This window comes from uncultured Bacteroides sp. (assembly GCF_937912035.1).
Lineage (GTDB): Bacteria > Bacteroidota > Bacteroidia > Bacteroidales > Bacteroidaceae > Phocaeicola.
This window is the reverse complement of sequence record NZ_CALDPF010000062.1, coordinates 1-26,132: the sequence shown is the minus strand read 5'-3', so window position 1 is coordinate 26,132 and position 26,132 is coordinate 1. Positions and strand designations below refer to the sequence as shown.

At 38.6% G+C, this 26,132-nt stretch carries 24 protein-coding genes; 16 read left to right on the top strand and 8 right to left on the bottom strand.

From position 1 onward, the window contains the following. The first annotated feature begins 64 nt into the window (after positions 1 to 64). The 4 genes from Q0486_RS15930 to Q0486_RS15915 all read left to right on the top strand — a co-directional run bounded on the left by Q0486_RS15930 (position 65) and on the right by Q0486_RS15915 (position 3,318). Positions 65 to 631 carry a Crp/Fnr family transcriptional regulator gene (locus Q0486_RS15930; RefSeq protein ID WP_299235685.1) on the top strand — a complete coding sequence of 189 codons (567 nt, stop codon included), beginning with the start codon at positions 65 to 67 and terminating at the stop codon, positions 629 to 631. Between the two features lie 69 nt (positions 632 to 700). Then, complete coding sequence (locus tag Q0486_RS15925; RefSeq protein ID WP_299235683.1) at positions 701 to 1,765, top strand: acyltransferase; 1,065 nt, start codon at positions 701 to 703, stop codon at positions 1,763 to 1,765. 34 nt (positions 1,766 to 1,799) lie between these two features. Continuing rightward, the gene (locus tag Q0486_RS15920) at positions 1,800 to 2,966 is read left to right on the top strand and encodes an acyltransferase (RefSeq protein WP_299235681.1); all 1,167 of its coding nucleotides are present in this window, start codon (positions 1,800 to 1,802) and stop codon (positions 2,964 to 2,966) included. A gap of 58 nt (positions 2,967 to 3,024) precedes the next feature. Beyond that, positions 3,025 to 3,318 carry a hypothetical protein gene (locus Q0486_RS15915; RefSeq protein WP_235353627.1) on the top strand — a complete coding sequence of 98 codons (294 nt, stop codon included), beginning with the start codon at positions 3,025 to 3,027 and terminating at the stop codon, positions 3,316 to 3,318. A gap of 6 nt (positions 3,319 to 3,324) precedes the next feature. Here the strand turns inward: Q0486_RS15915 and Q0486_RS15910 are convergent, their stop codons facing one another. The 7 genes from Q0486_RS15910 to Q0486_RS15880 form a co-directional block, all read right to left on the bottom strand. Continuing rightward, positions 3,325 to 4,872, bottom strand: coding sequence for an ATP-binding protein (locus Q0486_RS15910; protein WP_299235666.1), 1,548 nt, complete (start codon positions 4,870 to 4,872; stop codon positions 3,325 to 3,327). A 238-nt stretch (positions 4,873 to 5,110) separates the two neighbouring features. Continuing rightward, positions 5,111 to 5,746 carry a porin family protein gene (locus tag Q0486_RS15905; RefSeq protein ID WP_299235664.1) on the bottom strand — a complete coding sequence of 212 codons (636 nt, stop codon included), beginning with the start codon at positions 5,744 to 5,746 and terminating at the stop codon, positions 5,111 to 5,113. Positions 5,747 to 5,768: 22 nt separating this feature from the next. Continuing rightward, the gene (locus Q0486_RS15900; RefSeq protein WP_299235661.1) at positions 5,769 to 6,743 is read right to left on the bottom strand and encodes a DUF4249 domain-containing protein; all 975 of its coding nucleotides are present in this window, start codon (positions 6,741 to 6,743) and stop codon (positions 5,769 to 5,771) included. Positions 6,744 to 6,795: 52 nt separating this feature from the next. Then, positions 6,796 to 9,366 (bottom strand): carboxypeptidase-like regulatory domain-containing protein, encoded by a 2,571-nt coding sequence (locus Q0486_RS15895; RefSeq protein WP_299235658.1) that lies wholly within the window; start codon positions 9,364 to 9,366, stop codon positions 6,796 to 6,798. Between the two features lie 2 nt (positions 9,367 to 9,368). Then, positions 9,369 to 10,184, bottom strand: coding sequence for a FecR family protein (locus tag Q0486_RS15890; protein ID WP_299235655.1), 816 nt, complete (start codon positions 10,182 to 10,184; stop codon positions 9,369 to 9,371). 66 nt (positions 10,185 to 10,250) lie between these two features. After that, positions 10,251 to 10,763 (bottom strand): RNA polymerase sigma-70 factor, encoded by a 513-nt coding sequence (locus Q0486_RS15885; protein WP_299235652.1) that lies wholly within the window; start codon positions 10,761 to 10,763, stop codon positions 10,251 to 10,253. A 159-nt stretch (positions 10,764 to 10,922) separates the two neighbouring features. After that, positions 10,923 to 11,837, bottom strand: coding sequence for a cation diffusion facilitator family transporter (locus tag Q0486_RS15880; protein WP_299235649.1), 915 nt, complete (start codon positions 11,835 to 11,837; stop codon positions 10,923 to 10,925). A 162-nt stretch (positions 11,838 to 11,999) separates the two neighbouring features. Between Q0486_RS15880 and fldA the strand changes: the two genes are divergently transcribed. From fldA to Q0486_RS15835, 9 genes are all read left to right on the top strand, one after another. Continuing rightward, positions 12,000 to 12,503, top strand: coding sequence for a flavodoxin FldA (gene fldA, locus Q0486_RS15875; RefSeq protein ID WP_299235646.1), 504 nt, complete (start codon positions 12,000 to 12,002; stop codon positions 12,501 to 12,503). A 28-nt stretch (positions 12,504 to 12,531) separates the two neighbouring features. Then, positions 12,532 to 12,900, top strand: a complete 369-nt coding sequence (locus Q0486_RS15870; protein ID WP_299235643.1) for a DUF2023 family protein — start codon at positions 12,532 to 12,534, stop codon at positions 12,898 to 12,900. A gap of 49 nt (positions 12,901 to 12,949) precedes the next feature. Next, positions 12,950 to 13,324, top strand: a complete 375-nt coding sequence (locus tag Q0486_RS15865; RefSeq protein ID WP_299235640.1) for a YbaN family protein — start codon at positions 12,950 to 12,952, stop codon at positions 13,322 to 13,324. Next, a complete protein-coding gene (locus tag Q0486_RS15860) occupies positions 13,312 to 14,307 on the top strand; it encodes an aminodeoxychorismate synthase component I (protein WP_299235637.1) in 996 nt (331 codons plus the stop codon). Before Q0486_RS15865 ends, Q0486_RS15860 begins: the two co-directional genes overlap by 13 nt. Continuing rightward, complete coding sequence (locus Q0486_RS15855; protein ID WP_299235634.1) at positions 14,291 to 14,896, top strand: aminotransferase class IV family protein; 606 nt, start codon at positions 14,291 to 14,293, stop codon at positions 14,894 to 14,896. The genes Q0486_RS15860 and Q0486_RS15855 overlap by 17 nt, the downstream gene beginning before the upstream one ends. A gap of 129 nt (positions 14,897 to 15,025) precedes the next feature. Beyond that, entirely contained in the window at positions 15,026 to 15,655 is a 630-nt protein-coding gene (locus Q0486_RS15850; protein ID WP_299235631.1) for a DKNYY domain-containing protein, read from the top strand. A 186-nt stretch (positions 15,656 to 15,841) separates the two neighbouring features. Beyond that, a complete protein-coding gene (locus Q0486_RS15845; protein ID WP_299235628.1) occupies positions 15,842 to 16,618 on the top strand; it encodes a UvrD-helicase domain-containing protein in 777 nt (258 codons plus the stop codon). After that, on the top strand, positions 16,611 to 17,918 hold the full coding sequence (locus Q0486_RS15840) for a PD-(D/E)XK nuclease family protein (protein ID WP_299235625.1): 1,308 nt from the start codon (positions 16,611 to 16,613) through the stop codon (positions 17,916 to 17,918). Before Q0486_RS15845 ends, Q0486_RS15840 begins: the two co-directional genes overlap by 8 nt. 158 nt (positions 17,919 to 18,076) lie before the next feature. Further along, complete coding sequence (locus tag Q0486_RS15835; RefSeq protein ID WP_299235622.1) at positions 18,077 to 19,816, top strand: GNAT family N-acetyltransferase; 1,740 nt, start codon at positions 18,077 to 18,079, stop codon at positions 19,814 to 19,816. 384 nt (positions 19,817 to 20,200) lie between these two features. On the opposite strand, the gene ppdK is transcribed toward Q0486_RS15835, so the two are convergent. After that, positions 20,201 to 22,924, bottom strand: a complete 2,724-nt coding sequence (gene ppdK / locus Q0486_RS15830) for a pyruvate, phosphate dikinase (protein ID WP_299235619.1) — start codon at positions 22,922 to 22,924, stop codon at positions 20,201 to 20,203. Between the two features lie 267 nt (positions 22,925 to 23,191). Between ppdK and rlmD the strand changes: the two genes are divergently transcribed. The 3 genes from rlmD to Q0486_RS15815 form a co-directional block, all read left to right on the top strand. Continuing rightward, positions 23,192 to 24,616: a 23S rRNA (uracil(1939)-C(5))-methyltransferase RlmD gene (rlmD, locus tag Q0486_RS15825; protein ID WP_299235616.1), complete on the top strand. Its 1,425-nt coding sequence runs from the start codon at positions 23,192 to 23,194 to the stop codon at positions 24,614 to 24,616. Between the two features lie 26 nt (positions 24,617 to 24,642). After that, complete coding sequence (locus tag Q0486_RS15820; RefSeq protein ID WP_299235613.1) at positions 24,643 to 25,566, top strand: RluA family pseudouridine synthase; 924 nt, start codon at positions 24,643 to 24,645, stop codon at positions 25,564 to 25,566. A gap of 277 nt (positions 25,567 to 25,843) precedes the next feature. Continuing rightward, a partial coding sequence (locus Q0486_RS15815) for a class I tRNA ligase family protein (protein ID WP_299235610.1) occupies positions 25,844 to 26,132 on the top strand: 289 nt, incomplete at its 3' end.

Genomic DNA, 26,132 nt, shown 5'->3' with positions numbered 1-26,132 from the left:
TGTAACTTTAACCTTTGATGAGTATTGAATTTTATTTTGAACTTAATTCCTGTATGCTTATACGATGAAAAATATAATAGAAACTATCAGAAAACATTATCCTGTGTCGGATTCGACGGTTAAGGAACTGGAGTCGTACTTAACTCCTTGTAGTTTTCCGAAAAAGTATCAGCTGATTAAAGAAGGTGTTTATTGTAAATATGCTTATTTCATAGAAAAAGGCATGCTGAGGGCATATTGGATTGTCGATGGCGAGGAATATACGACGTCTTTTGGTGCGGAAGGTTGTATAGTATTCAGTATGGATGAACTTTATTATAACAGGAAAAGCGAGGAATATGTTGAAGCGCTGGAGGATGTGGAAGCTTACAGAATAAATATAAGTGACCTTAAGAAACTTATGGAGACAAACATTGAGTTGTGCAATTGGGGAAGAATAATACATCAGAATGAGTACAGAAGATTGCACCAAAGCCATAAGGAGCGACTGGCTCTTCCGGCCAAAGAACGTTATGAAGAGTTCCGTAAGCAATTTCCTGAAGTATGTAAAAGGGTCAATCTGAAGTATATAGCATCGTATCTGGGGATAACTCTTTCTACACTCAGCAGATTGAGGAACGAAAGGCCATAATTTGATTTAGGACAAATTTTTATTGAATGATAGAATATATCTTTGTGCGATGATATTAAATTACTAATTATGATAGCACAAAGAAAAGTTCATTATCAGTATGATTTGGATGTGTTAAGGGCTCTTGCATGTTTTCTTGTAGTATGGCAGCACGTGACGGAATGTTATTACATCCTGCCGGATTTTAATATTTCAAACAATTCTGATACATCTATAATAGGTTGGATAAACAGCCTTACACCTATTGAAGTTCCGCTTTTCGTTATGATATCAGGATATTTCCTTTTACCAATGAATACTGATATTGTTCAATTCTTCAAGAGAAGGATTATGCGTGTGATATATCCGTTCATTATATGGTGTATTGTTTATGCATTGTATTATGTATTTAAGAATGGAGACTCATGGCAGGATTTCTTTGTCAATATTTTACATATACCTGTCAATTTCGGTACCGAGGTAGGACATTTATGGTTCATTTATATGATTCTTGGGCTGTATATGCTTACTCCGATAATCTCGCCATGGCTTGAACAAAGCTCCAAGAAACAAATACAGGGATATTTGTGTTTATGGGGATTGACTAACTGTCTTCCATATATTCATCTGTTTTTTCCTGCGGTATTGGGTGAATGTTTCTGGAATCCCTCTCCAATGCTATATTATTTTACAGGATTTGCCGGATATTATGTCTTAGGTTTTTATATAAGGCGTTACGGAGCCGTGTCATTACGAAAATCAATATTACTTATAATTATCGGTTATTTATTTACCGCATTTTTTTATCAGTACAGACTTGGGGTTGCAACCAATGTCAGCGAACTTGAGCTTGGATGGCGTTTTTGTGCAATAAACATATCTGTTATGGCTTTAGGCGTTTTCTCTTTAGTCAAGAATATCAATTGGAAAGAAAAAGGGGCTATTCCAAAATTTATTGCTGATATTTCATCAAAAAGTTACGCTGTATATTTTATTCATCTTATGATTATTTTACTGCTACAGCCTGTGATGAATACATCTGTGCTTCCTGTTTATATTAAAATACCATTGATTACTATATCATGTTTTTTGACTTCATACTTGATTATAAGTCTATTATATTTAATACCAGGTCTAAAAAAATGGATAGGATAGTACTATTAAAATAAAAAATCTAATTTATACTAATATGAATAAAGTAATATCATCATCGGCTTTCACAGATACAAAGCCTCATTATGAACTTCTTGACGGACTGAGGGGAGTGGCAGCTCTGCTTGTAGTGTTTTATCATATTTTCGAGGGATTCTCTTTTGCCGGAGGAGGGACACTGATTACTACAATTAACCATGGTTATCTGGCAGTAGATTTCTTCTTCATTCTTTCCGGATTTGTTATCGGATATGCATACGATGACAGATGGAAAAAGAATATGACGCTGAAGGACTTTTTCAAGCGAAGGCTAATCCGACTTCATCCTATGATAATAATGGGAGCTGTAATTGGTATAATTGCATTCTTCATTCAGGGAGGTGTGAAATGGGACGGGACTCATGTAGCTACATCTATGGCCATGCTGGCATTGTTGCTGACTATGTTCTTTATTCCTGCATATCCGGGAGCCGGGTATGACATTCGTGGCAATGGGGAGATGTTTCCGCTCAACGGACCAAGCTGGTCGCTCTTTTTCGAATACATAGGCAACATTCTTTATGCTCTTTTCATTCATCGTCTTGGGAATAAGGCTTTGACAGTGTTGGTAGTGCTTCTCGGACTTGGACTTTCATGGTTCGCATTGTTCGATGTAGTGGGCTACGGGATGATAGGTGTGGGATGGACTCTTGACGGTCTGAACTTTTGGGGCGGTATGCTCAGGATGCTGTTCCCTTTCACTCTCGGTATGCTTATTTCAAGAAATTTCCGCAGTTTCAACATAAGAGGAGCTTTCTGGATTTGCACTGTTGTGCTGATTGCAATTTTCTGTGTTCCATATATTGAAGGGAAATCACCTGTATGTCTTAACGGAGTGTTCGAGATGGTATGTATTGCAATTGTATTTCCAGTCCTGGTATGCATAGGTGCGTCAGGTAAGACTACCGACAAGAAATCAACAGCTATCTGTCGTTTTTTGGGCGACATATCATATCCTCTATATGCCGTTCATTATCCTGTGATGTATGTATTCTACTCTTGGCTTATAGAGAACAAACTCTATACACTGGGGGAAACATGGATGGTTTCGGCAATGGTTTATTTCGGCAGTATAGCATTGGCATACGCGTGTCTGAAACTTTATGATGAACCTGTAAGGAAGTGGCTTGGCAATAAGTTTGTTAAATCAAAACCGACTGTATAGGAGTTTGCTTGCATTTGTTCTCAAGTTTTATTACCTTAGGGAAATAAAATATTATAGTATGGGAACTTTAGGATGTATAAACGACATGATGCGTCGTGACAAGGAGAACCGTGAGCTGAGAAACAGAAACCGCGAGCGGATGAATGACACACGTAACCGCCTCATTGAGGTGGGGAAGGGACGTGAACTTCCGGATATGTCGGCCGACAGTATAGACCATATAAGGAAAAATACAGTGGAAAAGGAGAGGGCAGATAACGACAAGTTGTTTCGTCTGAAACTGAAGTTTGCTGTGATCGTTGGTGTGGCGCTGTTGCTATGTTATGTTGCTTACGTGCTTATAATAAAATAAAATTTTTTACTCAATAATCCATTTCTCTATACCTTTAATAGTGTTGTTGAAATTGACTCCTACCTTTATGAGTTTTCTTCCGTCCGAGGCAAAAGGTAGCGCATATTGCTTGTCGTAGATTTGTTTTATGGCCTCTTCTGCTGTGCCTTCCAGTTTGAATTCCATGATGTAGATATAGTCGTTTGTCTTCACAACCATGTCTATGCGTCCGGATGATGTATGATATTCCACTTCGGTATAGAATCCAAGCAATCGGAATACTATGAAAAGTACATTCTGATAATGCAGTTCCAGCTGACGTGTCAGTTCGTAAGGAATATCTGCAAAGAAACTTTGCAGGCGGTTCATGAAACTGTCGATGTCGCCTTTTCTAACATCCTGAACAAATGATATTATCTGGAATGATGATTTTCCGGATTCGATAGAGGCATAATATGGCAATAGAAATCTTGTAAATCCGTCTTCCACTTCACGGTTTGGAAAACCGAGGTTGTATGTTCTGAATTCCTTATCATATCCTTTTATAGTGAGATAACCGCTTTGATAGAGGATAGGCACAGGATTGGTGTACATAGAATCTATTCCGCTGAGTGTGTCGGCAAATGCGACTTCTTTAGTGAGGCTCTCAAGGTTATAGTTGTTCAGTTTCAGCAGTTCCACTAAGAATGTAGGAGTGCCTGTCTCGAACCAGAAACTTCCGAATTCACGGCTTTTCATTACGTTGAGTATGCTGAAAGGATTGTATATACCTTCCAGACTGCTGCTGAAATGATAACCGTCGTACCATAGTTTTAGCTTCTGGCATGTCTCTTCGTATGTCATATCGTTTCTTTCTCCGAGGTCTTTTATTTCATCGGGGAAGTAATGCAACAACTCTTTTTCTGTTATTCCGCAGAGATTGTTGTAATCTCTAAGGATTGAAATGTCCTCTAAATTGTTAAGGTCGCTGAATACGCTTACTTTACTGAACTTTGTTACTCCGGTAAGCAGTGCAAAGCGCAGATACTGGTCGCTGCTTTTAAGAACTCCATAGAAGGCTTTCAGAGTGTTGCGATATTCGTCCATGAGTTCATCATTGCCGATAGCCTGAAGCATAGGCTTGTCGTATTCGTCGATAAGGACGACTACATTACGTCCGGTTGTTATACTTATCTTCTCTATAAGGTAAGAAAATCTTTCTTCCGGAGAACGGTCCTTTTTTTCATCGCCATACATCTGTTCCCATTTTTCAAGATGTTGGTTCAGTATTGCAGTAGGTGAAAGTTTGTCTTCGTATTTTTTTGAATTCAGGTCAAGATGCAGTATAGGATATTCTTTCCATTCAGACTCTAATTTTTCCATGGCAAGCCCTTTGAAAAGCTCTTTCTGTCCAAGAAAATATGCCTCAATGGTCGATACAAGAAGACTTTTTCCGAAACGTCGCGGACGGCTCAGAAAATAGTATTTTCCTGTTTTCACCATTCTGTATATGAGTTCTGTCTTGTCTATATACAGATATTTCCCTTCTCTGATTTCTCTGAAACTTTGTATGCCTACCGGATATAGATTGTTCATAATGGCAGTTTGCTTAACTATGTTACACAGTATCACAAAAGTAATGTTTTTTTTCTGATATTGCAAAAGATGAGTTTTTGTAAACCTTTTAAACAGTTTTTAAAACTGAAACGACGAAGTCACCGATTTGTTGTACGGATTATAGGTGGTAGTACCGCATGAACTGAAACATGCGGAAAGGCAGATTACTGCGAGGAGAATAAGAATCTTCATGTGAATTAAGAATTAGAATTTACAACTAAAAATAATACGTCAGTGAAACTACAAATGTTCTGTTCTTGGTTTCAGGGTTGTTCATATAAGAATTTTTCATGCTCCAGTCATATCCTATGGCTATCTGAGTGTGACGCGCTATTTCCACTCCGGCACGGAAACCTATTCCCCAGTCGAAGCGTGGTGAGAGTCCGTCTTTGAATATATTGTTTGATGATACTTGTGTTTCTATCTTACTGCCAAGATGTGTGGTTGTGCAGTTCATCTTGCCGAACATTCCTATGTTGAAGTACGGACCGGCGTTTACGAAAATGCTCAGATTGTCATTGACCTTGAATTTATAACCTAAGTGGATTGGTATGTTCAGATAGTAGGGAGTCGTGTCCCACTTAAACATTTTTCCTGTTCCGTTCTCGTATGCAGGTGTAGATTTCCAACCGTATGATGAAATCATCAGTCCGAAGTCGGTGTACAGCCCTTTCTGTGCATCTTTGAAAGCATATTCGCCTTTCAGTCCGGCATGGAAACCTGATTTTGATTCGTTTGCTATCATAGAGTTAAGGTTGTAGCCGCCGGAAAGCCCATATCTGAATTCCTGTGCCTGTGATGTCGCAAATACTATTGCAGACATTGCGATTGTGAGTAAAAATTTCTTTTTCATAAGTCTATGTTTAAATAAGTGGTTATTCTTCGTTCTCTTCGTCTTTCAGGTTCTCAATCCAGTCAGTTTCGTAAATACTGCATCCGCCTAAAAGACCTATACCGTTTTCTATGTTTGTGTAGTGGCTGCGGATAGGAGCAAGGCCGTATTCACCCAATTCGTTGTCGTTTATATCGTTTACTGATTTCAGATATTTGTACATTTCTTCCGAGAATCTGTAAAGGTAGATTTTGTAATATCTAAATGTTTTGCTGTACTCGTGGTCGTAATCTTCGCTATAATATGTACCGAGATGTAATGTATAGCTTTTGCCGTTAAGCATGGTGTCGTCCCACAAATATATATCCTGGTAATGATGTTTTGTTATATCGAATATCTCATCGAAACCTACTTTTTTAGAAAGAAGCGGTTCTTCATCAAGATTTAGCCAAATGCCCCATATCTCATCATATTCTGATATTTTATCATATTCAGTGTAATAGACCCAATGGCTTTCTTTGTTTATAATTCTTATCCCGTAATAGTCCTTCGTCTCTGCATTATCCGTAAACGATATGCGGAACTGTATTTCTCTGCCGTATGAACCGTCCTTCAGAATCATATCCCATTTGTCCAATGGGAAAGGCTGTGGTATTACGGTACTCGATTTTGCCGTAGGTATATCAGGGTATGATACTTCCATGTCTATCTTGTCGCCTTCCTTCTGCTTACCGAGTACATAGTATGAATTAGCCGGGAGCAAGTCTGTCGCTTTGTCAGTATATTTTATCTCCTTTTCCACTCCGTTCAATTTAAATGTTATGTCGGGTTTGGCAGAAGAGTTTGTACCTTTATTGTTTACATTCATGCTTTGCGATACCTGTATCAGTGTAGTATCTCCAAGTGTGTTTGGCATACAGAATATTACCGGCTTTCTTTTAGCCTCCACATCATCTATGTTGAATTCGTATGTGCACGATGATAATATAATCAGTAGTGATGCAATATATATTTTCATGAGTTTTTAAGTTTTTGAGTTTTGAGTTTCTAAGTTCTAAATACTTGTCTGTTTAAAATTTAAGTGTGTAGCTGAATGACGGAATTATAGGGAATACTCCATATGCTTTTCCCACGAAACTTCCGTCTTCTTTTTGTGTTACAGTGGCATAAAGCGGATTCATCCTGCAATAGGCATTGTACAGGCTGACATTCCAGATTCTCTCGAAACCTCTTTTAGTGGTTTTGCGGAAGTTTATACCCAAGTCCAGTCTGTGATAGGCCGGCAGGGATACATTGTTAGGAGTTTCATAAACCATAATACTTTCGTTTTTATTCTCTGTTCCGGGTATGGCAGGTGCTTCTACCTTTTGCGTAGGGATTGTCATGCGGTTTCCGCTATGGAAGTTCCATGATGCGTATGCGTCAATCCTGTCGCTGAACTTGTGGCTCAGGTTGATAGAGAATTTATGACGGTTGTCGAACTTGTCAGGGTACCATGACTGATGAAAGTCCGGGAAGAATCTTTTGCTCCACGAAAGAGTGTAGGATGCATCGACGGATGTTTTTCCGTTACTGTAACTGATGTCTGCTTCTGCTCCGTATGCCTTTCCTTTTCCTGTCCGTACATTCTCTTCCCAGTCATCAGCAGAAGGGTTGAGTTGGTTATCGCCATTGTATTCTATCAGGTTGTTCATGGTCTTATAGAATCCTTCTACGCTTAATCTGATGTTATACGGAAGTCTGCTGTATATTCCTGCTGAGTATTGTCGCGACCTCATAGGGGTGATTTTTTCAGTAGAAGGTACCCAATAGTCTGTCGGCAGGTTCAGGTAGGTAGCCGATAGCTGATGCATGAACTGACTCATCTCGGTATATGATACCTTGAAACTTGCATTGTCGCATAGTTTGATGTTCATTGCTGCGCGTGGCTCTACAGAGTGATATTTCGTATCTGCAATACCGAACATGGTGTAGTGTATTCCACCGTTCAGCTTCAGACGGCTGCCAAGCGAGATGTCATCTTCGGCATAGAGGGTAAATTCATTACTCTTGTACTGACTTTTTATTCTGTCTGTCAGTTCATTGTTTGTCGCATTTTCATACTTGGAATAGTAATTCTGCGGCATGAAAATGTGGCGCATATAGTTTGAACCGAAACGGATGTGATTCCATGTGTTGGGACGATAGTCGAACTCCATTCTGTAGCCGAAATCGTTTATGGTGGAATAGTTGTTCTGGATTTTTATTATTGCACCGTCCAATCCCTCTATATATCCCAAACGTTCTTCACTCAGATAGTCGAATTTGGAGCGGTTATGGGTATATACTCCAGTAAAATTTGCAAACAGTTTGTGAGAAAAGATATATTTCCAGTTGACCGATGCGGTGATGTTTCCCCATTGCAGATTGAAATTGTCGATATTGGCCAGCTCATTTGACATGGTATAGTATTTACCGTTGTTTTTCAATATGTCATTGCCCGAATACAGGCTGATGTCCGCGCGACTCTTTTCAGAGAAGATATGGGTGATCTTGGCATTTATGTCATGGAAGGCATATCTTGTATTTATCTTGTCCCTGCTGCTTGAATTCATTATTGCAATGACAGGAGCTGAAAACAAGTCCAGCCATGTGCGTCGCATTGCCACGTTGAACGAGGTGCGGTTTTTCACTATCGGTCCTTCAAACTGTATTCTGCCTTCAAGAAGTCCGAGCGTAAAGCTTCCGTGATACTCTTTCATGTTTCCGTCGTTTGTACGGACATCTACTACCGATGACAGTCGTCCGCCGTAGCGGGCTGGGAAGCCGCTCTTGTAGAAGTCGATGTTCTTGACAATGTCAGTATTGAATGCTGAGAACAGTCCTCCGGCATGGTTCACCTGATATAGTGGTGTACCGTCTAGCAGGAAAAGGTTCTCGTCGTTCCCGCCGCCGTGTACATAAAGTCCGGAGATGAGCTCCGTACCGCTTGCTACTCCCGACAGACTTTGGAGTTTCTTCACTACATCAGGAGAGCTCATGAAGTTGTTTCCGCTTACGAAATCCTTTGCCGTAAGCGAGACTTTTCCGGTCTGTGTAGTGTAGATAGGGGAGTTCAGGTCGGCAGTAACCACCACCTCATTTATTTGGTAATCAGCTTTCAGGTATATGTTCTGCGATTTGTTCCCTATTAGTGTAATATCTTCCGTCTGTTCACCGCAGCTGATATGCGAGAAACGGATTTTATGTTTTCCCTCGTTAAGCGTAAGACTGTAGAAACCATGTTCGTTTGTCAGTGTGCCTGTATTGGAGGTGATGTCCCATACAGTGGCGTTTATCACTGTTTCGCCGTTCTCCTGATAGATATATCCGCTCAATGTATATGACGACAGTCTTTTCAGTATCACGTAGTCACCGTCTATTTCCCATTTGATGCCGGTATTGCTGAATATTGTTTCAAGACTGTTCTCAAGGCTTACCATACTTGGTTTCTTACCTGAATACGGTATGTTCAGCTTTATTGACGAGTCGTAAACAAAGCTTACAGGGTATATGCTCTTCACCTGCCCCATCATGTCTTCTACAGTGACTCTGCCTTGTGCATTTATTGATGAAACGCATATTGTAGAAAACAAAAGGATTATTGATATTATTCTGTTCATGTTCAGTCTTTCTTAGTTATTTTGATGTCTAGTGTTTTCTCTATAAGTGATATTATTTCATCTAAGCTGTCCGTTCTGAACTCGGCTGTAATGGTTTTGAAATGTTCGGACGCATAAAGGTTTGTTCCGTAATAAATTGAGAGTTCCTTCATTACGGCATCTATAGGAGTATTCTTGTAAACGAACTTTCCTGTAGCCCATGCTGACGGGTTAGGGAAGGCGGCGTTTGTTATTTCAGGCATTTCGTTTCCGTGCTTCAGTGTTCCGCTCATATCCTTTGTGAGGATAATTCCTTTGGCACTGTTCCTGCCTTTGAACATTACCTTTCCGGATTTTACATATACATTTGTGACAGTATCCTGCATACGCTCGTCAATTTCAAATTCAGTTCCGAGGACTTTGACCTGTGCGTACATTGCTGTGGCCGTGAATGGTGACTGCTCGTTTCTGCGGACAGAGAAGAAAACTTTTCCTGACATATTTACCTCGCGTGACTTCTTTCCGTAATTATCGGAGTCATATTCCAATGTGGAACCTTTGGAGAGTATGGCAAGTGTGCTGTCCGGCAGGAAATGTCTGGTGATTCCTGCATCCGCTATGACTGATATCATGTTGTTGTCACTTCGGCTTAACAGTGTATAGCTTACTATACATATCAGTATCGCGGCAGCTATGCCGGATGAGTATATCCATAATCTATGCAGATTATTCTGCTGTCTGATGCCTGTGATTTTGTTCAGGGCCTTGGTCGTGTCCAGTTTTTCGTGTCTGTAATATCTGAGGACAAACCGTAAATTTTTTTCTTCTTTATCTTTCATGATTGTACTTTGTTTTTAGATAAGACGCAAAGTATTGAAAAAACTACTATGCCGAAATGAAAAAAATTATCCGAAAAAGAACATATATACTTTGCGGATACCTTCTTTGATGTTTTTAAGAGCCTTGTTCATCTGATTTTTTACCGTGTTTACGGAGATGTTCATCCTGACAGCTATTTCCTCATACTTCATTCCGTCGCGTTTTGCAAGCAGGAACACTTCCCTGCATTTTTCCGGCAGTGAGTCTATAGCTGTCCATAGTCGAGCTTCGTCGTACGAACGTTCCTCGCATTCCTCTTCGGAGATGATGCCTTCAAGATCGGACGGCTGTACATTGTTGTCTATCAGTGAGTCTTTCTTTACGATATCTATACAGCGGTTCCTTACCATAGAATACAGATATGATTTTATATCAGAAATCTCCATTCCTGAGTCCTTCCGTTCCCAGAGTTCGGCAAAACAGTCCTGTACTGTGTCTTCCGCATTGTCTATATCGTGGAGATAATGCAATGCGAAAAGGCATAGCGGACGGTAGTACATACGGAAATTGTCCTTAAAAGTGTCGGTATTTATAGCCATAATGTGTTTCTTCGTGCGTTTATATTTTAAGGAAGACTATAAATATATGTCATACTACTATGGAAAGGTTGGTTGATTTAACTATATTTAAAAGATTAGACCTCGGTTTAGTATATGTTCAGTGAATGTTCACTAAACGTTCACTGAACACGTAATGAATTATTTACATGAGTATGCCTGACATTCCGTTCCTGCTGTTTCTGTCTCGATTGTGCAATGATGCACTCCTGATTTATGGAAAATTTCTCTTACTTCAGTCTTGACGTTTTCCATGTCATTAAGGTCTTTTATAACGATGTGAATGGTAGCAGCAAAATCAGTGGTGCTGATAGCCCAGATATGAAGATGATGCCAGCTTTCTATCTTGTTATAATTGCGTAAGTCTTCGATGATGTGCTCTTTGTCAACGGATGATGGAACGGCATCAAGCGTCATTAGCAGACTCTCTTTGAGCAGATTGTAGGTGGAGAACATGATTATTATTGCCAATACGATACCGATTACCGGGTCTATCCATACCCATTCCGTGTAACTTATTATGATTCCCGATACAACAACACCAACTGACACAAGTGTATCCATAAGCATGTGAAGGTATGCGCCTTTTACGTTTATGTCCTGCTTGCTTCCACCCATCAGCAGCCATGTGGTCAGTCCGTTTATCAGTATTCCTACTCCGGCTGTCCAGCTTATGGCTGTGCCTGATATAGGCTGAGGATTCTTCAGTTTATATATACTCTCTATTATGATGGCACCTACGGCAACAAGCAGTATAAGGGCATTAATCAGAGAAATAAGTATAGTGGCTTTTTTATACCCGTACGTAAACTGTGGGGTTGATGCTGCTTTGCTCATTCTGAACGCTACAAGCACAAGAACAAGGCTGAAAACATCGCTAAGATTATGTCCGGCATCCGACAACAGTCCTACAGAATTGTATAGTAACCCTACAACGGTTTCAATCCCTACGAATAAAAGATTTAGCGCAATGCAGAAAATGAAAATCTTGCTCATCGAAGCAGAAATTTCATGATGATGGTGATGTTGATGATTGTGGTGGTGATGAGTGTCCATAACATATATATTTTTCTTCAAAGATATGGAATTAGTTATAAAACTACCAAAGGTTAGGTAAGAAACCTGTTTCTGCCGACATTAAAATCATTATTTTTAGGTATTTCAGAAACATTTTGTTTGCACTTATTTTGCAATGTCAAATCAATTAAATGTAAGGAAATGAAAAAGACTGGAATTTTTTATGGTTCCACTACTGGAACTACAGAATCGGTGGCAGGAATGATTGCAGGTAAATTGGGAGTCTCATCGACCGATGTACATGATGTGAGCAAGATGACTGCGGATATGGTAAACTCATACGATGTTCTTCTGCTGGGAACATCTACATGGGGCGACGGCGAGTTGCAGGACGACTGGTACGACGGTGTGAAGCTATTGAAAGGGCTTGACCTCAGTGGCAAACTTGTCGGACTGTTTGGCTGTGGAGACTCTGAATCGTATGCCGATACCTTCTGCGATGGTATGGGAATCATCTATGAAGATTTGAAAGGCACTGGATGTGAGTTTATCAATGGAGTTTCTGATGCTGACTATACTTACTCTTCGTCTGTAGCAGTTGTTGACGGTATGTTTGTAGGTCTTGCCATAGACGAGATGAACGAGAGCGGCAAGACTGATGAGAGAGTAACTGCATGGACTGAACTTATCAAGACATTATTGTAAAAATATTTATACTTAAAACCAATAGCCTATGATGATGCAAAATGTAAATCCTACTGACATGAAAGTGTTCCTGAACCATGTGTATGAGTTCAAGAAAGGAGTTCGACAGATGGTTCTTTATACCATGAACAGGAAGAATCAGGAGTTTGCCGTGAACCGCCTGAAGAAACAGCGTATAAAGTTCATCATACAGACAGTTGACGATGAACGCATCAACTTGTTCTTCGGTAAGGACGAATGTATCAATGCCATACGTATGATAGTCACCCGTCCGCTTAACCAGCTTACACCGGAAGAGGATTTCATTTTGGGGGCCATGCTCGGGTATGACATCTGCGGGCAATGCAAGCGCTATTGCGACCGCAAGATGAGAAAAAAATGTGTTATGATAAACTAAAATCAGGTTCGTATTTGTATTTCAGTACCAATCATACTATTTTTGCAATATGAAATACATATACAGTGTCATAGGCTTTGTCTCGGTGTTGCTGGGCATTATAGGAATATTTCTTCCTGTATTGCCCACAACTCCTTTTCTTTTGCTGGCGGCCGCATTGTTTTTCCGCAGTTCGCCGCGTGCCTATAAATGGCTGACAGAACATCCGCAGCTGGGACCTTATATAAAGAGCTTTCGCGAGGACAAATCAATTCCGTTGCGAATCAAGGTTATATCCGTTGGAACACTGTGGATTACGGCTGTACACTGTATTGTTTTCATTTTTGATACTTCGTGGCTGAAACTTTTTATGGGGGTACTTGCCACTTGCATCACACTTTATATTCTTTCTTTTAAAACACGCAAAAACAAATGTCAAGACTAAACTTCCTGTCGCGCCAGGATGCCATAAAGAGAATGAACTATTATGGCAGAAGGGGAATCCCGTTCTTCTTTCTGATAGACTTTGATGAGGAAAACTGCATTGTCGAAGAACCTGACAATCTGCCTGACGATGAAATACTGTTCAGCTTCCCGTCCGGCGGAAATTATGGTGAAATGCCTTCTACTATGAAAGAGCATTTCATGTGGGAGCCTCATCCGCAGACAATAGAGGAATATTCCCGTTCGTTCGACATTGTATATAAAAATCTGTATGCAGGAAATTCATTCCTTACAAACCTTACTTGTGCAACACCGGTTGAAACCAATCTTACACTCAAGGATATATTCGTTCATTCGCGTGCAAAGTACAGGCTCATGATGAAGGGCTGCTTTGTAATGTTCTCGCCGGAAATCTTTGTGAGGATTACGGACGGTATGATATATTCTTACCCGATGAAAGGGACAATAGATGCGTCATATCCTGATGCGGTTTCCGTGATATTGAACGATGAGAAAGAGTCGGCCGAGCATGCAACAATCGTGGATTTGATAAGAAATGATTTGAGCCAGATGGCATCAGAGGTTACTGTCACCAAATACAGATATATAGATGAGGTTCAGACGAACAACGGTACTTTGCTTCAGGTAAGCTCCGAAATACGAGGGAGACTGCCGGAGGATTTCTGCGATACACTGGGGGATATGTTTTTCAGACTCTTGCCAGCAGGGTCAGTGACAGGAGCACCTAAGAAAAAAACAGTTGAGATAATTCGTGAGGCAGAAACGTACGATAGGGGATATTACACAGGTGTCACCGGATTCTTCGACGGAAAGAATCTTGACAGTGCTGTTATTATAAGATTTGTGGAACAGCTACCTGACGGTTCTTTGGTGTTCAAAAGCGGTGGAGGTATAACCTTCAAAAGTGATATGGAAAGCGAATACGAAGAAATGATTCAGAAAGTATATGTGCCGTTTTATTGAGACAATATGTATAAACGACGGAGTGATAGAGAATCTGTCGGCCCATAATGAGAGGATGAACAATACAATCCGTGTGCATTATGGCAGTTCTGTCATGCCTGTTTCTTTGGAGGACTTCATTGCTGCTGAAGGCTGTAAAGGAAGAACCCGTTGCCGTGTGGAATATACTTCAGCGGTAGAGAAAGTCGAATATTTCGCATATAGGATTCGTGAGGTCAAAACACTGCAACTGGTGAACGACGATACGGCAGAGTATTCTTTCAAATATGCAGACCGTTCTGCCTTGGACAGAAACTTTGCCTTGCGTGGTAATGCGGATGATGTGGTGATTGTCCGCTCCGGTATGCTGACAGACACCTCAATAGCGAATATCGCTTTATATAAAGAAGGAAAATGGTACACCCCCAAGTATCCATTGTTGAAAGGTACACGCAGGGCTGGACTCCTGGCGGAAGGTATTATAGAGGAGGACATTATTATGGCAGATAGTCTGCATAGATATGAGAAAATCCGTCTCTTTAATGCCATGATCAGCTTTGGTGAGGTGGAAATTGATATAAATAAGATCTTTCCGATACTTGAAAAATAATTTTGCAAACAGTAATGGTAGTTTTATGAATATCTTGGTCTTAATAAAAAAAGGATGCAATATTGATGTAATCCGGTAAATATTTCTATTTTTGTAAAACAGGTGTTTAAACTCATAAATTGAGATATTATGAAGAACAGACTTTCAAAACTATTTGTAATTCTATTATTGTTTGCGCCTTCCCTGGTGTTTGCACAATATTATTCGTATTCCAAGAGAAACGGTCAGGTTTATTATGACGGTAAGGTCATTCATGGAGCCGATTCTTATTCTTTTTGTGATTTAGGTTACGGTTATGGTAAGGACAGAAATCATGTTTACAGATATGGAACAATATTAGAGTATGTAGATCCTTCTTCCTTTAGAGTTGACAGAAGATTTTCTGCCGATAATCGTCCGTCGCATGGTCGTCCCGATGTAGGACATCATCATTGTGACAGACCGGGATATTATGTATCAACCTTCGATGTTTTTTATAATGGAGAGAAGATTTCGGGAGCTGCAAGCAACAGTTTTGTTATCCTGAAAGAGGAATATGCAAAGGATGCATTCAACGTATATTGGATGGGAAAGAAAATTAATGGAGCTTCAACTTCTTCTTTTGTCTGTTTAGGAAACGGTTATGCTAAGGATGCTTTCAATGCATATTGGGAAGGCCGCAGGATAAATGGAGCTTCAACTTCATCATTCAAAGTTACTAGGGGATTCTATGCCGAAGATGCTTTCAATGTGTATTTTAAGGGAGAGAAATTAGATTAATTATTATGGTTGTCCTTTCAGTCTATTCACATATATTTTTGTGTTATACATTAAAATCATAAATCCAGTATTAATGAGTTTTTATTGTTTTTCTTTATAGAAGTTAATTGTGTTAACCAATACTAATAAAATAAGCATGATGTGTTTATTCGAGTATAAATGACATTATTAAAACTTGAAAGAATTATGATGTCATATTTAAAAGAAATAAATGAAGACTTTTATACGGTTACATCTAAAATAGATGGCAGGCAGTATATCCTAAATCAAGAAGATGATGATATTTTACATGATATAATAAGTCGAATAGTTCATTTAATGTATCAAAGTAGTCATCTTGATTCTATTCTGATTTTTACAGACACAAACAGTCATGCTTGTGAGTTAAAATCAAGAATTGCTTTATGTATAGGCGAAGAGAATATTCAACCTTTATGGATTCATACTTTCTATGACTTTTATGTAAGGTTTTATATGGCAGAGATATTTCCAATCAATAAAACAATAGATTTACATGATAGTAGTTTTATTCTAAGAAATATTATAAAGTATTTGCGGCTCGATAAGAAGATATATAAATTAGACGTTGTTAAAGAAGAAATCAGCTATGCAAAAAAGAATTTAATACTGCCTGATGATAATGTGCATGTAGATAATTTGGCCAGATGGCGTAATGAAAGTCTTGAAATGATGTCAGATATTTATGCTTTTTATTGGAATTTCTGTAAGAAGAGGAACATAATGGACTACGATGACTTTGCCATTAAAACATATTTTCTATTAAAAGATCATCCTGATATTCTTCACAAATATATTGGTAAGTTTGATAATATATTGATTAGCAATGACTATAATCTATCATATGTTGATTCCCGAGTCTTATCATTACTATTGGATAGGACAATATATTCAGAAGGTAAATGGATAGGCCACAGGTATAAAAACTATAAAAAAAATGAATAAGTTAATACAGTTGTTCAATGAAATACATTTGCTTATAGAAAAACATGAGCAGATACGAAAAGAAAAAGGTGATAATTACAATCTTTTTCAAGTAATAAATATGACCAGTGATGAAACGAGGGTACATTCTGCGATGATAGCAGACTTACTTAATCCGAAAGGACATCATCAGATGGGTGATATATTTCTAAAACTGTTTATCAACAGATTAAATCAGCAGTTTAATCTGGATAAAGATTTTTACCTTAGTGACCCAAATGTTGAATGTGAGAAATATATTGGTACCATAAGTGAAAATAAAGATGTAGGAGGCAGGATTGATATTTATATATCAGATAAAAGCTATCATATAGCTATTGAGAATAAAATATATGCAACCGATCAGGAAAACCAACTTCTACGCTATCATAACTACCTTGAGTGTATTACAGGGGTAAATAAGTTATTGCTATACTTGTCGTTGTATGGTGAAGTTAATGATATAGAAAAAACAACAGGAAATAACCGGATAAAAGAAGGTAAAGATTTCTTCACAATATCTTATTCTGAATTTATTTTGAATTGGCTGGAGGAATGCAGAAGTAAAGCAATAGACAAGCCTCTGATACGCGAAGGAATAACACATTATAGAAACTTGATTAAAAAATTGACACACCAGATGGAAAACGAAAAGAATGAACTGATAGAACTTATTAAAGAAAATCCAAAATATATCTGTTTTTTGCCCAAGTACAAAGATGCAATTAAAGAAGTGGAAATCGGTCTATATACTGAGTTTTGGACAAAATTGGAAAAAGCTATTGAAAATAAATATCCAGAAGTCGTAAAAAAATCATTTGATGGTTATAAATATGCATTAGATAAGAATTATGTACGTAAATATCATGAAAGTAAAAACTGTAGATACCAGTCAATAGAATTTAAAATAGATGAATTTGATAAATATCGGTTGATGTATAGTGTTCAGGTTGATTGGCGTACATATTGTATAGCTTTAATTAGAGATAATAATAATGAGATAATACCTCTAGAAGATGCAAAAGCGATTGATAATAAAGAATTGCAAAGTGTTATATCCAGAGTAAAGGAGTTAATTAATGATTCTGATGGTAAGTATCATTCGAGTAGCGATTGGTTATTTTGGAAGTATACAGATCCCACTATTAATTTCAGAGATTTAAATGATGATAACAGTGCATATAATTTAAGTAAAATGGATGAAACGATAGAAAGCATAACTATAGATATTATTAATGATATAGACATGATACGTAATAATAAATCAAAAAATATAGACTAGATATCTGAAAAAAAGTTTTAAGGAACTATTTTTTATTTGAATATTCAAGTGTAATATCTTTTGTGATGCAATTCTTTTACAAAAGCAATATTCCTTTTCAGGCTATGTCCAATATTGGCATAGCCTTTATTGTAGGTTTATGATTAAGAAATTATATAATGGAAAAGTTCAGAATATTAACAGAAAGATTGGTAGTCAGAATACCTGATGAAGAAGATATAAATGCTGTTTTCCTTATGATGAGTGATGAATATACAGCAATTAATACAGGATTCCGTACTATGCACGATATAAGTGAAGCAGAAGGTAAAGTTCGGAGAGGTATTGAAAATAAAAATATGTTTGTCATTACAATCAAAGAAAACCAATCTAGAGCTATTGGGGTTATAGAGTGGAATATAATGAAAGAATCTTGCTCTTCACTAATTGACAGAGATTATGAATTGTGCTATTTCTTGAATAAGGATTATCGTGGAAAAGGCTATATGACGGAAGTTGTGGATCGCATGAAGAAATATCTTTTCCAGGAAAGGAATGCTTCATCTTTAACTATCAGTATTTTCCCTCGGAATGATGCTTCACGTAGAATAGCAATAAAAAATGGTTTTACATATAAATGTCTTGAGAGAAAATGTGGTATTACCGGCTATGGGGAAATTGTAGATTTGGAAAGGTATGTTATCCACAAAAAAGATTTTTTCAGTGATAACAGTATATGTATAAAATCAGAGCCTATTATAATGGCAGACAAACAGAAATGGATTAATGAAGGTGGAATATATTATCCTATACCAGGTTCAGCTACACTATTCCCCAGTCCTGGAGAAGGTATTTTCAGAATTTACGAGGATTTACATTTAAAGAGACTTGGATTGGAAAAGATTGATGATTCTTTCGTCTTTGATTTTAAGATTTATGATTTGGACTGTGATGAAATAATGAATAAAATTATAAAGACATGGTCTTCAGCGATTTTCAAGGAAAGCAGTAAAAATTTGGGTGTTATATTCAATGGTTTGAAAGGAACAGGGAAAACTATTGCAGCAAAACTTTTGAGTAATCGTGTTGGTTTGCCAGTTATTATTATTTCCAGACCTTATGATGGTATGTTGGAATTTATACAGTCCCTTAATTTTGAGTGTGTAATATTTATAGACGAAGCGGAAAAAACCTTCAGTGAGGATAGGGAAGTTCTATTGAAGATGATAGATGGAGTATATAACAGTAAGCGTAAATTGTATATTCTTACAACAAACAGATTAAGAGTTGATGAGAATCTTTTAGGAAGACCTGGCAGAATACGCTATATCAAAGAGTTTACCAATTTGTCCACTCGTGCAATCAACGATGTGATAGATGATAATCTTCTTGATATATCCATGAAGAACGATGTGATAAAACTTGTTGATACCCTTGAAATTTCAACAATAGATATTCTAAAGTCCATTATAGATGAATGTAATATTATGGGGGAAATTCCTTGTGATACGACGCTGAACATTCCTAAGGCCAAGTTTAAACTTAAAATTATATCATTTGAAAATCTGGAAATTTATTTTCATGAGGAAGTAAAGAGCTGGCTTAAGAGTAGAATGGGTACATATGATACTCTGGAAGATTTATTGATGAGCAAGGAAAATTGTGTAGAAGGAAAGATGAATAAAAGGAATAAGGACTTCTTGGAGGAAAAATTTGATTGTAATATAGAAACACAGTTACAGTCCTCTGTTTCTCAGGTTCCTTATATCGGTCAGCATATAATTTCTGGAGTTGTTACTTCTGAACCTGATGATTTAGGTTTTTTCAGTACTGAGTCTGATTGGAGTGGAGAGGTAAACTTATTATGTATCTGTCATTATGGTGGTCGTCCTTCTCTTTATAAAGGGAGTTTATGTTGATTTGATATAATATTTATCCTATACTTTATAAAAACATATAACGGACATTATCTAATAATAGTAAATAATTTTTAAACTTAAAATTATGGCAAGTATGATTAGTCAATGGAAAGAAATATTGCGTATTTCACCCAAAAACAGCAGACAGAATGAATATTGAATTAATCAAGGACGTACATGGATGATACGATATGTAGGTTCTTTTGTTACTGGCTATTTTAAGGACTTGATGGTTTCAGGTTCTGAAATATTATGAACAACAAAGGTATATTTTCTTCTAGTAATTTCATTACTGACAAATCACGAACCGCCTAAAAATAACTTAGGCTGTAATGTCTGATAAACAGTTCGTTACAGCCTAAATCAAATATTATCCTATATTGCTTATGCCTCTTCAATAGCAGCCTGCGCCGCAGCTAATCTAGCAATAGGCACACGGAATGGAGAGCAAGATACATAGTTCAATCCAACCTTGTGGCAGAATTTGACTGATGAAGGTTCACCACCGTGTTCACCACAGATACCGCATTTCAAATCAGGACGTACTGAGCGACCTTTTTCTACTGCCATTTCTACCAGCTGACCTACACCGTTCTGGTCAAGTACCTGGAATGGGTCAACTTTAAGAATCTTCTTTTCAAGATATACAGGCAAGAATGAAGCGATATCATCGCGTGAGTAACCGAATGTCATCTGTGTCAAGTCGTTTGTACCGAATGAGAAGTATTCAGCTTTTGATGCTATTCTGTCGGCTGTCAAAGCGGCACGAGGAATTTCAATCATTGTACCTACCTTGAATGGAATTTCCACACCTTCTTTTTCGAACAGTTCGGCAGCAGCCTGACGGATAACTTTTTCCTGAGCTTCGAATTCGTAAAGGATACCGGTCAGCGGAACCATTATTTCAGGATGAGGGTCATAGCCTTCTTTCTTCAATTCGATTGCTGCACCAAGGATTGCCTGAGTCTGCATTTCTGTGATTTCAGGGTATGTGTTACCCAAACGGCAACCGCGATGTCCCAACATTGGGTTATGTTCGCAAAGGCTGTCAACTCTCTGACGGATATATTCTACTGTCACACCCATAGCCTGTGCCATTTCTTCCTGTCCCTTCAAATCGTGTGGTACGAATTCGTGCAATGGTGGGTCAAGCAGGCGGACATTGACTGGACATCCGTCCATAGCCTTGAATATGCCTTTGAAGTCAGCTTTCTGATATGGAAGAAGTTTTGCAAGTGCTTTCTTACGTCCTTCAACGTCGTTTGCAAGAATCATTTCGCGCATTGCAATGATCTTCTGATTGTCGAAGAACATGTGTTCAGTACGGCAAAGTCCGATACCTACAGCACCGAAACCACGTGCCACTTCTGCATCATGAGGAGTGTCGGCGTTTGTGCGGACTTTAAGTCTTGTATATTTATCACATAAGTTCATCAGTTTAGCGAAGTCGCCTGAAACCTCTGCAGCTTTTGTAGGAACTTCACCTTGATATACATCTCCTGTGCTACCGTTCAAAGAAATGTAATCACCTTCTTTCAATACAGTTCCGTCTATTTCGATTGTACGTGCTTTGTAGTCAATATTGATTGCTCCTGCACCTGATACACAGCACTTACCCATACCGCGTGCGACAACGGCTGCGTGTGATGTCATACCGCCACGTGCTGTAAGGATACCTTCAGCAGCTGTCATACCTGCAAGGTCTTCTGGTGAAGTTTCGATACGAACAAGAACAACTCTGTGTCCATCTGCTCTCCACTGTGCAGCGTCTTCTGCAAAGAATACTATCTGTCCGCAAGCAGCTCCCGGTGAAGCAGGAAGACCGCGAGTCAGTGCCTTGGCTGTGCGTAATGCTTCCTTGTCGAATACAGGGTGGAGGAGTTCGTCTAGTTTGTTAGGCTCACATCTCTTTATAGCTGTTTTTTCGTCAATGATTCCCTGTTCAAGCATTTCCATTGCTATTCGTACCATTGCTGCACCTGTACGTTTTCCGTTACGTGTCTGTAAGAACCAAAGTTTGCCTTCCTGAACAGTGAACTCCATATCTTGCATATCATGATAGTGGTTTTCAAGTTTTGTCTGGATGGCATCAAGTTCTTTGTATATTTCAGGCATTGCTTCTTCCATAGAAGGATATTTTGCAACTCGTTCTTCTTCAGAGATTCCCTGAAGAGTGGACCAACGCTGTGAACCGATTTTTGTAATTTGCTGTGGAGTACGGATACCTGCCACAACGTCTTCTCCCTGTGCATTGATCAGATATTCACCGTTGAAGAGGTCTTCTCCTGTAGCAGCGTCGCGAGAGAATGCAACACCTGTTGCTGAAGTATCACCCATATTACCGAACACCATTGCCTGTACGTTTACGGCAGTACCCCATTCGGCAGGTATTCCTTCCATCTTACGGTAGAGGATAGCACGTTCGTTCATCCATGAATCGAATACAGCGCAGATAGCTCCCCAAAGTTGTTCGTATGCGTTTGATGGGAAATCTTTTCCTGTCTGGGCTTTTACAGCAGCCTTGAATCTTGTTACCAGTTCCTTTAAATCTTCAACTTCGAGCTCATTATCCAAACGTACTCCTTTTGCTTTCTTTACATCTTCTATAATAGCTTCAAAAGGATCGATATCATCTTTGTTTGTAGGTTTCATACCAAGAACTACGTCACCATACATTTGCACAAAACGGCGATAAGAGTCCCATGCAAAGCGTTCGTTTCCTGTTTTACGTGCCAAACCTACTACAACTTCATCGTTAAGTCCGAGGTTTAGAATGGTATCCATCATACCAGGCATTGATGCGCGGGCACCTGAACGTACAGAAACAAGAAGTGGATTTTCTACATCACCAAATTTTGATTTCATCAGTTCTTCAACGCCTTTGATAGACTTTTCTACATCATCTTTAAGCAGGGCTACAACTTTGTCTTTGCCTTCTGCGTAATATTCGTTACATACATCTGTTGTTATGGTGAAACCCGGAGGTACTGGAACGCCAATAAGATTCATTTCTGCAAGGTTTGCACCTTTTCCTCCAAGTAAGTTTCTCATGTCTGCTTTTCCTTCGGCCTTACCGTTTCCGAAAGTATAGACTCTTTTTGTTTCCATTGTTTAATGAAAGGTTTTTAAGTTATTAGTTATTTTAAGTATTAGTTTCTATCTTTTTAGCAGACCGTAAATAATGTAAAATACTGTCTGTTTTTCTTTAACGATGACAAAACTATATATTATTTGTGTATAAACAAACATATATATTATATTCTACAACATGTTTTTGCAATGTCTATATAGCAAAATCAACTATTTTTTAAATCATGGTGTTTTGTCAGAAAAAATGACTAAATTTGCCCCAAATTGGTTTTATTGAAAAATAACGTGGCAAGGAAGAAAAAAGAACTACCTTTATTGGAAAAGGTAACAATAACAGATGTGGCCGCAGAAGGCAAGGCCTTGGCTAAAGTGAACGATTTGGTGGTGTTCGTACCATACGTAGTACCGGGAGATGTAGTTGACCTGCAAGTGAAACGCAAAAAGAACCATTATGCAGAGGCAGTGGCAGTAAAGTTTCACGAGAAATCTCCTATGAGGGCAGAACCTTTCTGTCAGCATTATGGTGTGTGCGGAGGCTGTAAGTGGCAGTGTCTTTCGTACGAAGATCAGATAAAGTATAAGCAGAAACAGGTTTTTGATAATCTCACACGTATTGGAAAGGTAGAACTTCCGGAATTCAGACCTATACTTGGTTCGGAGAAGACCAAATTCTATAGAAACAAACTCGAATTTACATTTTCAAACAAGCGCTGGCTCACGGAGGAAGAGGTGAAGCAAGATGTTAAGTATGACCAGATGAATGCCGTTGGTTTCCATATACCAGGAGCTTTTGATAAAGTTCTGGCCATAGAGAAGTGCTGGCTTCAAGACGACATCTCAAACAGGATAAGAAATGCGATACGTGATTATGCGTATGAGCATAATTTCTCCTTTTTTGACCTTCGTTCGCAGGAAGGATTGCTACGTAACATGATGGTGCGTACGTCTTCTACTGGTGAACTGATGGTTTTGTTGCAATGTAAGGTAGTGACAGATGATGACCGTACCAAGATGATGGAGATACTTCAGTATGTAGCCGATTCATTCCCTGAAATAACATCTCTTATGTATGTTATTAATAATAAATGTAATGATACCATAGGCGATCTTGATGTAGAAGTTTTCAAGGGTAATGATCATATTTTTGAAGAAATGGAAGGCCTGAAATTTAAGGTAGGACCTAAATCATTCTATCAGACAAACTCCGAACAGGCATATAATCTGTATAAGGTGGCAAGAGAGTTTGCCGGACTTACAGGAAACGAACTTGTTTACGACCTTTACACAGGAACAGGGACTATTGCAAACTTTGTTTCTTGTCAGGCCAAGAAGGTGATAGGTATTGAATATGTACCTGAAGCGATAGAAGATGCAAAGGTGAATTCTGCAATAAACGGTATAGACAATACACTGTTTTATGCAGGCGATATGAAGGATATTCTGACACAGGATTTTATCAACGAACACGGACGTCCTGATGTTATTATTACTGACCCTCCACGTGCCGGAATGCACAACGATGTGATAGATGTGATAATGTTTGCCGCACCGGAAAGGATTGTTTATGTCAGCTGTAACCCTGCCACACAGGCACGCGATTTGCAGTTGCTTGATTCTATGTATAAGGTTATGGCTGTGCAACCTGTCGATATGTTCCCTCATACACATCATGTGGAGAATGTAGTACTTCTTGAGAAAAGGAAAGCTTAAGATAACAATACCAAAAAACAATAAAAGTGGAAGGAAAAAGAAATGGGTCGGGTAGGCGTCCTGTGGCGCGTGCTGCGAATAAGTGTACTATATATAATGTGTCGGAACCGTCGGAGCTGATGGAATTTCTGATGAAGAAGATGTCAGGCATAAGCCGTACCAGGGTTAAGGCTTTGCTTACTAACCGTGTGGTGATGGTCGATAATAATATTCAGACATTATATAATTTCCCGCTTAAGCCGGGTATGAAAGTCCAGATTAGCAAGGAAAAGAACAAGCATGAGTTTCGTAATCCTCTTCTTAATATATTATATGAAGATGCTTATCTGATAGTAGTGGAAAAGAAGGAAGGACTTCTGTCTGTTGCCACTGATCATCAGAAGGAACGTACCGCCCAGCATATATTGAATGAATATGTGAAACGCCAGCATCCGAGAAATCGTGTTTTTGTTGTGCATCGTCTGGACCGTGAGACGTCCGGTATAATGATGTATGCTAAAGATGAAAAGACTCAGCATACATTGCGTGACAATTGGCATGAAATAGTATTCGACCGTAGATATGTATCCATAGTAATGGGGGATATGGAAAAGGATAAGGGTACCGTACAGTCGTGGCTGACAGACCGCAAACTTTATGTGAGTTCGTGTAACTATGATGATGGAGGTAAGCTTTCTATCACTCATTATAAGACTATAAAACGTGCCAATGGTTATTCTTTGGTGGAACTCAATCTTGAAACCGGCCGTAAAAATCAGATACGTGTTCACATGCAGACGCTGGGACATCCTATTGTGGGAGATCAGCGCTATGGTTGTGAGGTAGACCCTTTGGGAAGGCTTGCTCTTCATGCTTTCAAGCTTTGTTTCTATCATCCCGTTACAGGTGAGGTGATGCAGTTTGAGACTCCTTATCCTGCATCGTTTAAGAATCTGATGCTTAAAAAATAGCCTTTTTTATATTCGTTTTTGCGCTTAATTTGCGGTTGCTGCAATAACTTGATTATCAATCGCTTTTAAGTGGGGCAGAAAATTCCCTGTCATTTATGGTTAAATAACATGTTGTTTAATTCTGAATGACAGGGAATTTTTTTTAAACTTCTAGGGATTAAAATTATAAACTTATCTACTTTTCTTTTAATTCTCTATTTTTTCTTATAAATTTGCAACCTAAATTTTGGATGGCTATATGCCAAGATATAAGATAATTAGATAAACAACATAAACTATGAGTAGCAAATTTACTGAATATTCTCAGCTTAACCTGTCTGATGTAAATAAAGAGGTGCTGAAGAAATGGGATGAGAATGATGTATTCTCAAAGAGTATGACTGAACGTGAAGGTTATCCTTCGTATGTATTCTATGAAGGTCCTCCTTCGGCTAACGGTATGCCGGGTATTCACCACGTTATGGCTCGTACTATAAAGGATACATTCTGCCGTTTCAAAACCATGAAGGGTTTCCAGGTAAAGCGTAAGGCCGGATGGGATACTCACGGACTTCCTGTAGAACTTG

Bases quoted from the DNA above. Each gene is read 5' to 3' on its own strand.
- Q0486_RS15930 (WP_299235685.1), top strand. From the start codon at position 65: ATGAAAAATATAATAGAAACTATCAGAAAACATTATCCTGTGTCGGAT.
- Q0486_RS15925 (WP_299235683.1), top strand. From the start codon at position 701: ATGATAGCACAAAGAAAAGTTCATTATCAGTATGATTTGGATGTGTTA.
- Q0486_RS15920 (WP_299235681.1), top strand. From the start codon at position 1,800: ATGAATAAAGTAATATCATCATCGGCTTTCACAGATACAAAGCCTCAT.
- Q0486_RS15915 (WP_235353627.1), top strand. From the start codon at position 3,025: ATGGGAACTTTAGGATGTATAAACGACATGATGCGTCGTGACAAGGAG.
- Q0486_RS15910 (WP_299235666.1), bottom strand. From the start codon at position 4,872: ATGAACAATCTATATCCGGTAGGCATACAAAGTTTCAGAGAAATCAGA.
- Q0486_RS15905 (WP_299235664.1), bottom strand. From the start codon at position 5,746: ATGAAAAAGAAATTTTTACTCACAATCGCAATGTCTGCAATAGTATTT.
- Q0486_RS15900 (WP_299235661.1), bottom strand. From the start codon at position 6,743: ATGAAAATATATATTGCATCACTACTGATTATATTATCATCGTGCACA.
- Q0486_RS15895 (WP_299235658.1), bottom strand. From the start codon at position 9,366: ATGAACAGAATAATATCAATAATCCTTTTGTTTTCTACAATATGCGTT.
- Q0486_RS15890 (WP_299235655.1), bottom strand. From the start codon at position 10,184: ATGAAAGATAAAGAAGAAAAAAATTTACGGTTTGTCCTCAGATATTAC.
- Q0486_RS15885 (WP_299235652.1), bottom strand. From the start codon at position 10,763: ATGGCTATAAATACCGACACTTTTAAGGACAATTTCCGTATGTACTAC.
- Q0486_RS15880 (WP_299235649.1), bottom strand. From the start codon at position 11,837: ATGGACACTCATCACCACCACAATCATCAACATCACCATCATCATGAA.
- fldA (WP_299235646.1), top strand. From the start codon at position 12,000: ATGAAAAAGACTGGAATTTTTTATGGTTCCACTACTGGAACTACAGAA.
- Q0486_RS15870 (WP_299235643.1), top strand. From the start codon at position 12,532: ATGATGATGCAAAATGTAAATCCTACTGACATGAAAGTGTTCCTGAAC.
- Q0486_RS15865 (WP_299235640.1), top strand. From the start codon at position 12,950: ATGAAATACATATACAGTGTCATAGGCTTTGTCTCGGTGTTGCTGGGC.
- Q0486_RS15860 (WP_299235637.1), top strand. From the start codon at position 13,312: ATGTCAAGACTAAACTTCCTGTCGCGCCAGGATGCCATAAAGAGAATG.
- Q0486_RS15855 (WP_299235634.1), top strand. From the start codon at position 14,291: ATGTGCCGTTTTATTGAGACAATATGTATAAACGACGGAGTGATAGAG.
- Q0486_RS15850 (WP_299235631.1), top strand. From the start codon at position 15,026: ATGAAGAACAGACTTTCAAAACTATTTGTAATTCTATTATTGTTTGCG.
- Q0486_RS15845 (WP_299235628.1), top strand. From the start codon at position 15,842: ATGATGTCATATTTAAAAGAAATAAATGAAGACTTTTATACGGTTACA.
- Q0486_RS15840 (WP_299235625.1), top strand. From the start codon at position 16,611: ATGAATAAGTTAATACAGTTGTTCAATGAAATACATTTGCTTATAGAA.
- Q0486_RS15835 (WP_299235622.1), top strand. From the start codon at position 18,077: ATGGAAAAGTTCAGAATATTAACAGAAAGATTGGTAGTCAGAATACCT.
- ppdK (WP_299235619.1), bottom strand. From the start codon at position 22,924: ATGGAAACAAAAAGAGTCTATACTTTCGGAAACGGTAAGGCCGAAGGA.